The organism is Mesorhizobium album, from assembly GCF_033977205.1.
GTDB classification, from domain to species: domain Bacteria; phylum Pseudomonadota; class Alphaproteobacteria; order Rhizobiales; family Rhizobiaceae; genus Mesorhizobium; species Mesorhizobium album.
The window spans coordinates 20,810-35,143 of record NZ_JAVIIW010000048.1 but is presented as its reverse complement, the minus strand read 5'-3'; the positions used below and the strand labels follow the sequence as shown (position 1 = coordinate 35,143).

General features: G+C 62.8%; 12 protein-coding genes. 5 read left to right on the top strand and 7 right to left on the bottom strand.

Translation table 11 applies throughout. The features are described 5' to 3' along the window. Positions 1 to 55: 55 nt before the first annotated feature. Positions 56 to 916, bottom strand: coding sequence for a TIGR01459 family HAD-type hydrolase (locus tag RFN28_RS28575; RefSeq protein ID WP_320290483.1), 861 nt, complete (start codon positions 914 to 916; stop codon positions 56 to 58). Positions 917 to 1,215: 299 nt separating this feature from the next. Between RFN28_RS28575 and RFN28_RS28570 the strand changes: the two genes are divergently transcribed. From RFN28_RS28570 to RFN28_RS28555, 4 genes are all read left to right on the top strand, one after another. Then, positions 1,216 to 3,081 (top strand): pilus assembly protein TadG-related protein, encoded by a 1,866-nt coding sequence (locus tag RFN28_RS28570; RefSeq protein ID WP_320290482.1) that lies wholly within the window; start codon positions 1,216 to 1,218, stop codon positions 3,079 to 3,081. Between the two features lie 25 nt (positions 3,082 to 3,106). After that, positions 3,107 to 5,080: a pilus assembly protein TadG-related protein gene (locus RFN28_RS28565; protein ID WP_320290481.1), complete on the top strand. Its 1,974-nt coding sequence runs from the start codon at positions 3,107 to 3,109 to the stop codon at positions 5,078 to 5,080. A 99-nt stretch (positions 5,081 to 5,179) separates the two neighbouring features. Next, entirely contained in the window at positions 5,180 to 5,608 is a 429-nt protein-coding gene (locus tag RFN28_RS28560; RefSeq protein WP_320290480.1) for a YybH family protein, read from the top strand. A 150-nt stretch (positions 5,609 to 5,758) separates the two neighbouring features. Next, on the top strand, positions 5,759 to 6,391 hold the full coding sequence (locus RFN28_RS28555) for a LysE family translocator (protein ID WP_320290479.1): 633 nt from the start codon (positions 5,759 to 5,761) through the stop codon (positions 6,389 to 6,391). 13 nt (positions 6,392 to 6,404) lie between these two features. Here the strand turns inward: RFN28_RS28555 and RFN28_RS28550 are convergent, their stop codons facing one another. Continuing rightward, positions 6,405 to 7,229, bottom strand: coding sequence for a DUF2189 domain-containing protein (locus RFN28_RS28550; RefSeq protein WP_320290478.1), 825 nt, complete (start codon positions 7,227 to 7,229; stop codon positions 6,405 to 6,407). Between the two features lie 143 nt (positions 7,230 to 7,372). On the opposite strand from RFN28_RS28550, the gene RFN28_RS28545 reads away from it, so the two are divergent. Further along, positions 7,373 to 7,903, top strand: a complete 531-nt coding sequence (locus RFN28_RS28545) for a CAP domain-containing protein (protein ID WP_320290477.1) — start codon at positions 7,373 to 7,375, stop codon at positions 7,901 to 7,903. A gap of 213 nt (positions 7,904 to 8,116) precedes the next feature. Here RFN28_RS28545 and RFN28_RS28540 read toward each other — a convergent pair whose 3' ends face one another. The 5 genes from RFN28_RS28540 to RFN28_RS28520 all read right to left on the bottom strand — a co-directional run bounded on the left by RFN28_RS28540 (position 8,117) and on the right by RFN28_RS28520 (position 14,299). Beyond that, on the bottom strand, positions 8,117 to 9,277 hold the full coding sequence (locus RFN28_RS28540; protein ID WP_320290476.1) for an ABC transporter permease: 1,161 nt from the start codon (positions 9,275 to 9,277) through the stop codon (positions 8,117 to 8,119). A gap of 55 nt (positions 9,278 to 9,332) precedes the next feature. Then, complete coding sequence (locus RFN28_RS28535) at positions 9,333 to 10,076, bottom strand: ABC transporter ATP-binding protein (RefSeq protein WP_320290475.1); 744 nt, start codon at positions 10,074 to 10,076, stop codon at positions 9,333 to 9,335. A 12-nt stretch (positions 10,077 to 10,088) separates the two neighbouring features. Next, complete coding sequence (locus tag RFN28_RS28530; protein ID WP_320290474.1) at positions 10,089 to 11,555, bottom strand: efflux RND transporter periplasmic adaptor subunit; 1,467 nt, start codon at positions 11,553 to 11,555, stop codon at positions 10,089 to 10,091. A 137-nt stretch (positions 11,556 to 11,692) separates the two neighbouring features. Next, the gene (locus RFN28_RS28525) at positions 11,693 to 11,995 is read right to left on the bottom strand and encodes a hypothetical protein (protein WP_320290473.1); all 303 of its coding nucleotides are present in this window, start codon (positions 11,993 to 11,995) and stop codon (positions 11,693 to 11,695) included. Positions 11,996 to 12,766: 771 nt separating this feature from the next. Next, on the bottom strand, positions 12,767 to 14,299 hold the full coding sequence (locus RFN28_RS28520; RefSeq protein ID WP_320290472.1) for a DHA2 family efflux MFS transporter permease subunit: 1,533 nt from the start codon (positions 14,297 to 14,299) through the stop codon (positions 12,767 to 12,769). Between the last annotated feature and the right edge of the window lie 35 nt (positions 14,300 to 14,334).

Here is a 14,334-nt window from a genome sequence, read left to right as displayed (position 1 = left end):
TTGTTTGAGCATGATCTTTTCCAAAAACCGCTGCACACTTTTCGGGGATCATGCTCTATTGCAGCCGCGGGATGACGGCGACCGGCCGATAGCCATGCTTTGAAAGAAAGCCCGCCAGCCTTTCGGGATCGGGCCGCAGCGGATCGCCATAATCGCGGGCATGGATGCCGCCCGAGACATAGAGCACGTCGAAGCCGTTGTCGCTGGCACCCTTGACGTCGGTCATCATGCCGTCGCCGATGGCCAGGACAGCCGAGCGTTCGACCGGATGGTCGAGCAGATCGGCGACCTCTTTCATGGCGACATTGTAGATCGGCGCGAAAGGCTTGCCGGCAATCAGCGAGCGGCCGCCGAGCTGCGCGTAATCGCGGGCGAGCGCGCCTGCGCACCAGATGGTGCGCTCGCCGCGCTCGACCAGGATATCCGGGTTGGCGCAGATAAACGGCAGGTTGCGGGCACGCAGCCGCTGCAGCAGTTCCGCATAGTCGGCGGGCTTCTCCACCTCGTCGTCATAAAGCCCGGTGCAGACGACGCCGGAAGCTTCGAACTCCTCCACCAGTTCGATGTCCAGGCCGTCATAGAGGGTGAAGTCGCGCTCGGGGCCGATGTGGAAGATCTTCCGCGGACCCTCGGCGATCAGGTCGCGCGTGACGTCGCCCGAGGTGACGACGCGGTCATACGCCTCGGCCGGCACACCGATCGCGTTCATCTGCGCGATGACGTCGGCGCTGCGACGCGGCGAGTTGGTGATCAGCACCACCGGCACTTTTGCCGCGCGCGCCCGGGCGAGCGCTTCCGCAGCAACGGGAAAGTGCCATTCGCCATTGTGCACCACGCCCCATACGTCGCACAGAATGGCCGCATAGTTTCCCGTCAGGGCGGCGAGCGAAGCGATGATGTCGGGCGAATCCGCCATACCGTTTTCCTGATCCTGATCTCTGGCAAGGGCCGCGACAGCCATCCATTGGTTCAGAGGCCGCCGCGGCCGGTCCCGCATAGCCGAAGCGCTTCATCCTGTCACCAGCTTTCCCCATTGCCGGCAGCGCCGACAGCGAGGAGCGGCGGTACGGCACAGGGTTAATGCGCCGTCAAAAGGCAGCGCGACCTTGGATTGTTTCGTGCAACTTAAAATTTAACGATTTGCGACAATGGTTCCAGATCAACTACGACCATGGTCTTATCCAATGTTGGGTCTTTGGCGGGGGGCTAGGGCAAATGATCCGCAAATTTCTTCGCGATAGGCGGGGCAACTATGCCCTGGCGACAGCCATTACCATGATACCGCTGATGGGCGGTGTGGCGCTTGCCGTCGACTATACCGAGCTGGTGCGACAAAAGCAGGAAACGCTGAACGCGCTCGACGCCGCCGGCATCGCGACGGCGCAGCAGGTTGCCGCCGGCGCCACCGATGACGCTGCCAAGACTTACGCCAGGCAGTTCTTCGAGGCCAATCTCAGGCATGTGCCGCCAGCCAACACAACGCTGACCGTCACCTTGCCCAACAACAATGCCGGCAGCGGCACGCTGGTTTTGCAGGCGGCGTTGAAATACCAGCCTTATTTCCTGCCGGTCGCGGCCATGTTGCTCGGCGGAACCGCGGGCGACACCACGGTCAACATCTCCGCAAAGTCGGAAATCAAGCTCAAGAACACGCTGGAAGTGGCGCTGGTGCTTGATAATTCCGGATCGATGACCGAGCTCGGCCACGGCTCGAACAAGGTGCGGTTCGACCTCTTGAAAAGCGCCGCCAAGCAATTGGTCGACCAGCTGGGAGGCCAGGCGCAGCTGATGAAGCAGGTCACCAAGCCCGTTCAGTTCAGCCTCGTTCCGTTCGCGGCCTCGGTCAATGTCGGTCCGGCCAACGCTGACGCAGCCTGGATGGACACGACAGGCGTTTCGCCCCTCGACCAGGAGAACCTCGATTGGTCGACACTTACCTCGGCCAACTCCCCTAACCAATATGCGGTGAAATCCGGCAACTACTACTACGCGAAAGGCTCGGCATGGGATGCGTCGCAGCTAAACCAGGTGCTGACGCGCTTTTCGATCTACAAGTGGATGAAGCGCATTTCGTCGTGCACCAAAGATTGGAGTGGCGTTTGCACGTCCAACATAACCTACGCCCCGATCGCGACTTGGGGCGGCTGCGTCGAGTCCCGTCCCTATCCTTATAACGTACAGGACACGCCAGCCTCGACCTCGACGCCGGCAACATTGTTCGTCCCGATGTTCGCTCCAGACGAAACCGATAACAACGACAGCTATTGGCGCCCCGCCTACAGCAATTGGCATGACGATGTGTCGACAGGCACGGATGCTGAACGGCAGCGCTATATGCCGAAATATTTCAATCCAGGCACCAAGGTGACGCCTGCCTACGGGATGGACGCAGGGCCGAATACAAGTTGCAGCACCACGGCGATCACACCGCTCACCGATGTATCGACCACGACTGGTTCAACAGCCGTCAAGGCGGCCATCGATGCCATGGCCGCCAATGGCGCCACCAATGTGCCGGAAGGCATGGCCTGGGGCTGGAGGACCCTTTCCAGCACGGCTCCCTTTACCGAAGGCCGACCCGAAACCGAAAAGGGCAATGACAAGGTCGTGATCGTCCTGACGGACGGGGCCAATACCTACTACACGCCAAACTCACTGGGGGCCAACGACCTGGCCGGCGCCAAATCCACCTATTCGGCCCTAGGTTATGTGAAGCCGTACAAGACCACTTACAGCTATGGCCGCATCTTCCTCGGCACCAGTAGCAGCGTCAGCAAGACCGACTACTCGAACGCCAACTACACCAAGGCCATGAGCGAGCATTTCGCGACGCTTTGCGACAATGCCAAGGCGGCCGGCGTCATGGTCATGACCATCGCGCTCGATCTCGATTCCAGCAATACGGCCGAGGCTGCGCAGATGGCCGCACTGAAGACCTGCTCATCCGACTCGCGCTCCCGCAAGGATCCGACCGATCCGAGCAAGCCGGCGAAGCTGTTCTGGAACTCCACCGGCGCCTCGCTGTCGAACGACTTCAAGGCGATCGGCGACGAGCTGTCGAACCTGCGCATCGTCGGCTGATTGAGGAAGAGGGGCGCTCACGCGGATGCGCGAATTCTGGCGTCGATTCTGCCGCGACCGGCGCGGCAACTATGCCCTTGTGACAGCGATCGCAATGGTGCCCCTGATGGGCGCCGTGGCAATCGGCATCGATTTCACGGAACTCAACCGTGAGAAGCAGATGGTGCTGAACGCGCTCGACGCCGCCAACTTCGCTGCCGCTCGGCGGCTGGCGGAAGGCGCCACCGACGAGCAGATCAAGGCCTACGCGGTCGATTTCTTCAAGGCGAACCTCAACAACATCGACCCCGCGAATATCTCGCTCGACGTCACTCTGCCCAGCAACCAGGCCGGCGGCGGCCTGGTCACCTTGTGCGCGACGCTCAGCTACCACCCCTATTTCTACCCGGCGGCGGCGCTGCTTGCCGGCGCGTCCGAGGGCGATGCGAACAAGCCGATCAAGCTCGCGCCATGCTCGCAGGTGCGGCTGAAGAACACGCTGGAAGTGGCGATGGTGCTCGACAATTCGGGCTCGATGAGCAACCTCGGCACCGGAGCGGGACAGAAGCGCATCGACCTGCTCAAGCAGGCCGCCAAGCAGCTTGTCGACACGCTCGCCCAGCAGGCGGCGCAGATCAAGCAGATCGACAAGCCCGTCCAGTTCAGCCTCGTGCCCTTCGCCGCCTCGGTCAATGTCGGGCCGCAGAACGATAACGCCTCGTGGATGGACACCTACGGCCTGTCGCCGATCGCCAACGAAAATTTCGACTGGTCGACGCTCAGCGCGTCCGACAAACACGCCGAGAAGACCAACGGCATCTGGTACAAGAAAGGCACCGGCTGGGGCGAGGAAGAAGGCCAGATCCTGAGCCGCTTCGAGCTCTATCGCGACATGAAGGTGGTCACCAGCCACGAACGCGTCGCCGGCAGCGCCCGCACGGTCTGCGACGAATACCGCTCCAATCACACCTGCAGGCGTAGCCACACCGAGTACGACTATGTCGACACTTACGGGCCATTCGCCAGTTGGCAGGGCTGCGTCGAGGTCCGGCCCTACCCTTACAATGTCGACGACACGCCGGCGTCCGGCGGCCCCAACAACACCGGCATCGGCGTCGGCGATCCCGCCACCATGTTCGTGCCGATGTTCGCGCCGGACGAGCCGGGCAACCACTGGAAGGTGACGCAGGATCCGGACGAGCCGAACCCGGTGACCTATGGCGCCGCCAACAGCTGGTGGAACGACGATCCGTCGAGCACCACAGGCAAGACCCGGCAATCCAACATGGCCAAATATTTCCAGCCGCGGCCGATCGATGCGCCGGTGCTGAGCAAGGGTGCCGGGCCGAACTACAGCTGCACCACGACGCCGATTACCCCGCTCACCGACGTCACCAATGCGGATGGGCTGGCCGCCATCAAGGCGGCGATCGACCTGATGGTTCCCAACGGCAACACCAATGTCCCGGAAGGCATGGCCTGGGGCTGGCGCACCGTCTCCAGCAGCGCACCCTTCACCGAGGGAAGGATGGAGACCGAGCGCGGCAACGACAAGGTCGTTATCGTGCTCACCGACGGCGAGAACACCTATTCGACCGTGAACCCCGATCCGGCCGGCAACAAGTCGACCTATGCGGCCTACGGCTATACCGGCGTCGGCTACAACGGCACCTCGGTCACCCGCCTGTTCGGCGGCACGTCGGGCGCCATCGGCCAGTTCAACTATTCCTCGAGCAACTACACCAACGCGCTCAACGAGCAGATGGCCAAGCTCTGCGACAATGCCAAGGCGGCCAACATCATGGTGATGACGGTGGCGCTCGACATGTCCTCGACCGACGCCGACGACAAGAAGGCGATGGACGCGCTGAAGACCTGCTCGTCCGACTCCCGCTTCCGCAAGGACCCCACCGACCCCAGCAAGCCCGCCAAGCTGTTCTGGAACGCGACGGGGGCGACTCTCTCCGACAACTTTAAAGAGATTGCGAACGAGCTGTCGAATTTGCGGGTGGTGGGGTAGGCACATAGATGGATGCTGGCGCACCAAGAAGTGAAACGGCAGGATTAGGGGTTGGTTTTCAGATAGTATCCTCTTTCCCTATCATCTGAGGATGCTGAGATGTTGGCCGACCTCGCGAAACTCATCGAGCAGGATCATTTAGCCGTGGATGCCTTCGTCAAGGGCGATCCCGAGCCTTTGAAAAGTCTCTATTCCCAACGCGATGACGTCGTCATCGCCAACCCGTTCGGCCCACCGGCCAAAGGATGGAAGAAAGCTGCCGAAACAATGGACCGTGCCGCTACAAACTACCGGGACGGCGAGGCTGTCGGCTTTGAGCGCATTTCCGAGTACGCAACGACGGATTTGGGTTACATCATTGAGATCGAGCGGTTCCGATCCAAGGTCGGCGGCAGCGACAAGCTGGTGCCGATTGCACTTCGAACCACCACTATATTTCGGCGGGAGGAAGGGGCGTGGAAGATCGTCCTTCGTCATGCCGATCCTATAGTCTCGCCTCGTCCGGCGGCCTCGGTCGTCGGTGAGTAGAGGTACCAACGCCTGGATACGACAGCCTCCGGGCCCGCTCTGGCGCAACGGCCGGGGTCGGCAAGCCCTTGTGCGCGTTCGCGGCACAAGGCACATGTCAGTGCTCGCCGGCATCGGACCGTCCCTGCCGCACGCGCTGGAGATCAAGCCATGCCCGACGCCGCCAATCATCTCACCTTCGCGCTGATCTGCCTCGGCATGGTGCTGACACCTGGGCCGAACATGATCTACCTGATCTCGCGCTCGCTGTCGCAAGGGCCGAAGGCGGGGCTGATCTCGCTGGGCGGCGTGGCGCTGGGCTTTCTGTTCTATGTGGTTTCGGCGGCTTTCGGCATCACGGCGCTGATCTTCGCCGTACCCTACGCCTATGACGCGCTGCGCATTGCCGGCGCGCTTTACCTGCTGTGGCTCGCCTGGCAGGCGCTGAGGCCCGGCGGACGCTCGCCGTTCCAGGTGCGCGAATTGCCGAAGGACAGGCCGCGCAAGCTGTTCGTCATGGGGCTGATGACCAACCTGCTCAACCCGAAGGTGGCGGTGCTCTATCTCTCGCTGCTGCCGCAGTTCATCAATCCGGCCAAGGGCCATGTGCTGTCGCAGCTTCTGGTGCTGGGCGTCACGCAGATCTCGATCAGCCTCACGGTCAACGCCATCATCGCGGTGACCGCCGGTTCGATCGCCACCTTCCTTGCCGGACGGCCGTTCTGGCTGGTCGTCCAGCGCTGGATGATGGGCACGGTGCTGACTGCTCTCGCCTTGAGAATGGCGACCGAAGCGCAGCGCTAGCGCAAAACTCGCGCTACATCGGCCGGCGCTCCGGCCGGATCTGCTCCGGCTCCACAACCTTGCGGTAGAGATGCCAGGTCGAGTGGCCGAGGATCGGCACGACGACGGCAAGGCCGGCGAACAGCGGGATCGAGCCGATCACCAGAAGCACCGCGACCGTCAGGCCCCAGAGCGCCATCTGCAAGGGATTGGCCGCCACCGCGCGCGCCGAGGTCTCGATCGCCGAGACGGCGCCGACATCGCGGTCGAGCAGCAGCGGGAAGGCGATGACGGTGGTGGCAAGCACGACCGCCGCGAAGACGAAGCCGGCGGCGTTGCCGAGCAGGATCAGCGTCCAGCCTTTGCCGGTCGTCAGCACCTCACGTAGGAAGGTGCCGACCGAAGCCGGCGGCTCGGCGCCGAACAGGCTGGTGTAGATCGACTGCGCGGTGAACAGCCACATCAGGAACAGCCCGAAGAGCATGACGCCGATCGCCGCGATCGAGGGCAGTGCCGGCGAATGGCGCACGTCCAGCGCATGGTGCCAGCGGCTGCTCATGCCGAGCTCGCGCCGGCGGCTGATCTCGTAGAGGCCGATGGCCGCGAAGGGGCCGATCAGCGCGAAGCCCGACATCAGCGGATAGACGAGCTGGATGGCGTTCGAGCCGGACGTCCATCGCGTCAGGATCACCCCGACGATCGGGTAGATCAGGCACAGGAACACATAGTGGGAAGGCTTGGCCCAGAAATCCTCGGCGCCGAGCCGCAATGCATCCCAGAGATCCGACGTGGTGATGTGGCGCACCGTGGGCTGCACATGCATCCCTTGCGCGTCCGCCATGACATGAAAACCGGCCATAACCGTCCTCCGTTTGTGTCGGGGGTGGTCACCGCCTGGGGTGGCCGCCCGCGGCTGCCACTTTATGAACGCGGTGATCATAGCCGATCTTCCGGGGAATGTCGCCGCATAACGCGATTTTCAACGCCTGCCCGGCAAAAGCCATGATCGCCGGTATCAGAGGCCGCATGACCAGCCTGACCACCGATTCCCGCAATCTCGACAGACGCACATTGCTCAAGGCCGCGGGCCTTGTGGCGCTGGGCGGCATTGCCGCCTGCACCAGCGTCTCGCTGCCGACCGGCGAAGGCGCCGGCGTGTCGTCCTCCGCTACGAGCACTTTGAGCACGATCCGCACGTCCGCCGGACTGCCGGCGCTGGTTCCGGATGCGCAGCTCGAACAGGCGGCGCTGCAGCAGGCAGGCTACATGGCCTCGGGCGGCCGCATGAGCCACACCACCGGCTGGGGCAAGGATTTCGCCTCGCGCATGATGGACAACGGGGTGCACGGCACCGCGGCCGAGAACATCGCCGAGGGGCGCTTCGACCTGCAGAAACTCTTCGATATCTGGATGCATTCGGACGGCCACCGCCGCAACATGCTCGACCCCGACTTCAGCCGCTTCGGACTGGCCTACATGCGCGACGGCCGCGACCCCAGCCTGCGCTACTGGGCGCTGGTGCTGGGCCGTTGAGACTGACGGGCCGCCGCTGGCTGGCAGCCCACCACCAGCATGGATCGCCCGCCGGCTAAGCTCGCCTTTTGACCCGAAGGCGCCGTCCCGAAGGTCGACAATGTCGGGAATATACAGGGCAAGCGGTCATTGGTCGCACGGGCGGAGCCCGCGTGAAGTTGCGTCCATGTTCGAGGGTTGGAGCCACTGCGCTACAGCGCTGGGCTGGGCAGGTCACTCTGTGCGCAAGGCCTCGATCGGCTGAAGCCGTGCCGCCTTGCGGGCGGGATAATAGCCGAAGAAAACACCCACGCAGGCGGCGAAACTGACGGCCAGCAGCACTGCGCTGATGTCGATGACCACCGGCCATTGGACGAAGGCGCCGATGGCGGTCGCTGCGGCGATACCAACAAGCGCGCCCAAGATTCCGCCCAGCAAGGCGAGCGTCATCGCCTCGACGACAAACTGGACAAGGATGTCGCGTCGGCGCGCGCCGACCGCCAGCCGTAGCCCGATTTCGCGGGTGCGCTCCGTCACCGTCACCAGCATGATATTCATAATGCCGATGCCGCCCACCACAAGCGAAACCGAGGCGACTGCGGAAAGCAGCACCGATACGACTCGTGTGGTCGATCCCTCGAGATCGGCGGCTTCTGCAAGATTGCTGATCATGAAGCTATCCTCCTGACCCGCCCGCAACCGGTGACGCTGCCACAGAAGATCGCGGATAGCTGCCATCGTATCTTCGGCCGATAGCCATTCGGCGAACTTGACGGTGATGTTGTGCACGAAGGTCGGATTGGTCCGGCTGGTGCCGACAAACTGGCGCCGCGCCGTTCTTAGTGGCACCAGCGCCACATCGTCTTGGTCCTCGCCCCAAACGCTTTGTCCTTTCCGCTCGAGCAGGCCTATAACCGTGAACGGCACGCCACGGATACGGATCGCAGAGCCGATAGGAGCGGTCTCGCCAAACAGCTTCTGGAGCATCGTCGTGCCCAGGAGCACTACGTTGGCGGCTCTACGATTGTCTTCTGGGGTCATCTCCCGGCCCGCGATCACGCGCCATTCCCGCGCCGCGAAATAGTCGGGCGTCACGCCACGTAGCACACCTTGCCAGTTCAACGACCCGACGGTGAGCTGCTCGCGGGCGTGCAGTAGCGGCGCCGCCACGACCACACCGGGAATTTCCGATTGGATCGCTAACGCGTCTTCTTCGCTCAACTGCGGCGCGGCGCCATTGCCTAGCCGGACACTGCCCATGCGCACGCTGCCTGGAGTCACCACGATGAGGTTCGCACCGAGGCTGCGGATCTGCGCCGCGATCCGGTCGCGAGCGCCGTTGCCCACGGCGATCATCACGACGACGGCTGCAACGCCGATGACGATGCCCAGCATAGTGAGCATGCTGCGCAAATGGTGAGCTCGAAGCGAGCGCAGGGCCGTTCCGGCGCTACCGGGCATTGGTGCGAACCAACGACAAATGGCGGGTGGCACCCAAATCCAAACCGCCCGGCGTCTCGGAACCCTCGGGCACCACGCGGCCGTCGCGGAAGGTCACGATGCGATCGGCATTGGCTGCGACCTCATTCTCGTGCGTAACCACAACGATCGTCAGGCCTGCAACATTCAGAGCGCGCAAGATCGTCATAATCTCCTGCCCGGTCTGGCTGTCGAGCGCACCTGTCGGCTCATCGGCGAGCAGAACCAATGGCTCGGTTACCAGAGCACGGGCAATGGCGACGCGCTGCTGCTGTCCACCCGATAGTTCAGCCGGCCTATGGCTCGCACGGTCCCTCAGCCCGATTTGTTCAAGCATCGCAAGCGCGCGCCGGCGGCGCTTGCCTGGCCACATTCGGCGATAGAGGAGCGGCAGCTCGACATTTTCCAGGGCGCTGGCACGTGGCAGCAGATTGAATGACTGAAACACGAAGCCGATTCTGCGGTTGCGGATCGAGGCAAGCACATCGTGATGGAGACTGCCGACTTCGATACCGTCCAGCCGGTACTTGCCTTCGGTTGGCCTGTCGAGGCAGCCTAGAATATTCATGAAGGTTGATTTGCCCGAACCCGAGGGTCCCCTCACGGCGACGAATTCACCCTGCTGGATTGTCAGGCTCACGCCGTCGAGTGCCTTGACCCATGAGCTGCCGATGCGGTAGCTGCGGCTTAGTTCCTCGACGTCGATCAGCGCCACGGCTGGGGGCTCTCACTGCAAGCGAAACCTGATCAGCACGGAAGACGCCTCGTCCTCCGAGCCGGGTTTAGCGGACCCAACAATCACTGACTGACCTTCCAGGAGATCGCCCGCCCTGACCTCTGTCGTACGGCCATCTGTGATCCCGAGCAGGAGCGGAACCGGCCTCGGCTCACCATGCAGTCCCAATACGAACACTTGGCCGGCTAATCCAGGCTCCATACGGTCGTCCGCCACGGGTTTGGATGAACGAGCAGCTGCAAGCGGGGGCCCGTCCGGCCCCGTGCCCTTCGGGCGGAAACGCAGGGCGGCATTGGGCACTTTGAGGACGCCTTCCCGTTTTGCTACCGCCACCTCGAGATTGGCGGTCATCCCCGGCAGCAGAAGCTCTTCCGGGTTTTCTGCCCCGACCACGACTACATATGCGACGACATTCTGCACGACTTGCGGCGCCTTGCGGATCTGTTTTACCGAGCCGGTGAAAACGCGATCGGGATAGGCATCAACGGTGAAAGTGACCCGCTGTCCTACTGCAAAACGGCTGATATCCGCTTCGACCACCGTTGCTTCAACCTGCATCTGCGTCAGGTCCTGGGCGATGGTGAACAGTATCGGTGCCTGCAAACCCGCAGCCAGCGTCTGGCCGCTGCTCACCGCCCGATTGATCACTGTGCCGGTGACCGGCGCTCGAATATAGGTCCGCTCGAGATCGATCCGGGCCTGGCGAAGCACGGCTTCCCTCTGCTTGACCTGGGCCAGCATGTTGGCAAGCTCCGCATCAGCCATGCTGACGGTCGACTGGGCGGCGCGGACGGCGGCCAGTTGCGACAACTCCTCGGCGCTGAGGGATTTGACCTGTGCTTCAGCCGATTTATGCGCGTTCTGGGTGCGCTCCCATTCGCCTGGCGGAATGATATTGCGCTGCGCAAGCGCCTGCTTGCGCTCCATGTCCTGAAGCGCCTCGGCAAGCGCTATCTGCGCACGCCTGTTCTGAGCCATCGCCGAGGCATGTTTGGCTTCAGCGGTCTCCAGTTCGGCCCGGGCTCGTTCGATCTGCGCCCGCTGCACAGAAACCTGCGTATGGGCCATCTCCAGCTCGGCTTCAGCCTGGGCCAGCCGAGCCTCATACATTTCCGGTTCGACCCGCGCGATGACCTGACCCGAGGTCACCTTTGAGTTGAAATCGGCGTCAAGCTCCTTGATCCTGCCGGAAAGCTGAGACCCGACTTCCACGACCACCCGTGCATTGAGCGTGCCGGCGGCCTGCACGGTGGTAGCGATGTCGCCCCGCTCCGCAACTTCGGTTTGGTACGCCGGCCTCTCCGCGTCGGTATACGTCAGCTTCACCTGCTTTAGCAGTTGCCGGAAACCCGATGAAATCCGCTCAGCCCCCGACGCCAACGACGGTGTGAGCGAAGCCTCCGGCGTTGTTGCCGCGCCGACGACCACCGCCGCAAAGAGGATACTGCGCATCATCATGTGCGAACTATCCATATTGCCGGGAGGGCAGGTGCTCTCCCGGCTGTTCGTCCTGGCTCGGGAGCGGACGACCCGTCACCTCGCCCACACCTTCGCGTCAGGCAACAAACCAGATACAAGACGACGCGTTTCGGCCATTACTTCTTGCACTGACCCGTATTGCCGGTGCAGCTCGTATCGGTCTTGTTGCCCAGGTTGCCTTGGCCGCTTGCAGTGTCTGTCGTTCCCGTGCCGTTCGCGTTGCCGTTCACGTCCTTCGTCGTCGTGTTGCAGACGCAGTCGGGCGTCGACCCTGTCTTCGTGCAGGAAGCCACGCCGGCAGTGCCGCAGAAGTCTGTACACTGTGTGGCCGATACGCCGGTGCACGCGTTCTGCGCTACCGCGCCGCCCGTGCCGAGCATGAGGGCGCCGCCCATGGATACGGCGGTTGCAACCGCCAAGAACAAGCCATGTCTACACATGTGTTACTCCCTTCTCTTGTTGGCCAGAGTACGCGCTCCAACCCACCGCAGGCCATCTCTGGCGCTGGCCTCCAGCTAAAAGGCGAGCGATACCGCTCCGGTCTTGACCGGCCGGTCTGTCTTCAACGCATGTTCGAGAATGAGGCACAAACGGCAGTAACTACGCCGCCATGCCTCCTGAGGCTCTTCTGGATGCGGACATTCCACTCATGCGCGCGTGCGCAGCACTCGTCCAAAGAAGATGGACCGCGGCGCGCACCAAGCGCACCCTCCAGCTAACTTGGCTGATTAACAAGCCAACCAATAACAAGGCGGAATATATTAGCATTTTATTAAATAATCGCAAGCCGCATTTCATTTGGCCAGTGGCAGCCCATAGCGACTTCCCGTCGGCTCTTAGAGCAATTCCAGGAAAAGTGTGTAACGGTTTTCCGTCCGCATGCGGCGAACGTTACCCCGTCACGGAGGATGGCGGGTCAATCCAGATATACCTGTCATCGACGTGCGACGAGGATCTCGCGGCGACTTATTTCAAAGCCGCAAAGGGTGGGCGAATTGCGGGGACGCCGCGCTGGAGGGTGCCTGATGTACCTCAGTGACCGGATGATCCGCATTGTAAGTTTTGATGTCAGCAATTAGAGCCGAGGGCACTCCGTTATTCAGTTGTTATTTGAAGGGACCGGCCCTCTCCGGACCAGCTCGAGTTCGTCAGCCGGAACGAAGGCGCCGTTTAGCGAGCGCCGCCAAACGTCAGTCCATATGCGCTGCCGGCGCGTCCGCCGCGGGCGCGGCCTTTGGCTTGCGCAGCAGGATGACGAACGGGATCGCGACCAGCGTCATCACCATCAGGATTTTGAAGTCGTTGATGTAGGAGATCATCATCGCCTGGGCGTTCACCAGCCTGTCGACCTGCGAAAGCGCTGAAGGATCGCCGCCTGCAGCCGCCCGCGAGGCCGCCCACAGATTGGGGTTGTACGGGTTGATGAAGGCTCCGAGCTCGCCGTGGTTGATCTGGGTGTTCTGCACCATCAGCGCCGCGACCACCGACACGCCGATCGACGAGCCCAGATTGCGCACCAGGCTGAACAGCGAGGTGGCATCGGTGCGGTAGCGCGTGTCGAGCGTGGCGAAGGCGACCGCCGACAGCGGCACGAACACCATGCCCATGCCGAGCCCCTGGATGACGCCCGAAGAGATGATCAGCCAGTTGTCCATCTGCGGCGTGAAGCTCGCCATCGTGTAGAGCGACTGCGCGGTGAGCAAGAAGCCGATGGCGACGAGGATCCTGGCATCGATCCTGTGCATGATGCGGCCGACGAACAGCATCGAGATCATCGTGCCGATGCCGCGCGGCCCCAGCACGACACCGATGGTAACGGTCGGGTAGCCGAAGATGTTGGCAAGCATCGGCGGCAACAGCGACATCGAGGCCAGGATCAGCACGCCCATGACGAAGATGAAGGCGAGCCCCGTCACGAAATTTTGGTCGAGGAAGATTTTTGGATCGATGAAGGGATGCTCGGCCGTCACCGTGTGGATGATGAAGACCCAGAAGCCGGTGATCGACAGGCCGAGCTCGATCCAGATCTCGGTCGAGGAGAACCAGTCGACCTCGCCGCCGCGATCGAGCAGCAACTGCAGCGCGCCGACGCCGAGCGAGATCATGGCGAAGCCGAAGAAATCGAAGCTGCGCACGCGCTTGGCGACGACCGGCAGATAGGCGGCCATGCCGAGGAACGCGAGGATGCCGACCGGCAGGTTGATGAAGAACACCCAGCGCCAGTTGAAGTTCTCGGTCAGCCAGCCGCCGAGCGTCGGGCCCAGGATCGGCCCCAGCATGATGCCGGCGCCCCAGATGGCCATGGCCTGGCCATGGCGCTCCCTGGGATTGATGTCGAGCAGGAAGGTCTGCGACAGCGGCACGATCGCCGCGCCGAACACGCCCTGCAGCAGGCGGAAGAGCACCATAGTCTCGAGGCTCCAGGCGAGGCCGCAGAGCATGGAGAAGATGGTGAAGCCGACCACCGAGGCCAGGAACAGCTCCTTGCGGCCGAGCCGGTCGGCAAGCCAGCCGGTGACCGGCGTCATGATGGCGGCGGCCACGATATAGGAGGTGAGCACCCAGTTGATGTTGTCGGGCGAGGCGCCGAGGTCGCCGGTCATGGTCGGCAGCGCGACATTGGCGATCGTGGTGTCGAGCGCCTGCATGATCGTCGCCAGCATGAGCGCGACCGTGATCAGGCCGCGGTGCGGCACTTCCTTGAAGGGTTCGGGCGTGCTCATGGTGGCGAACTTCCAGCAGGTAACAAAAAATGTAC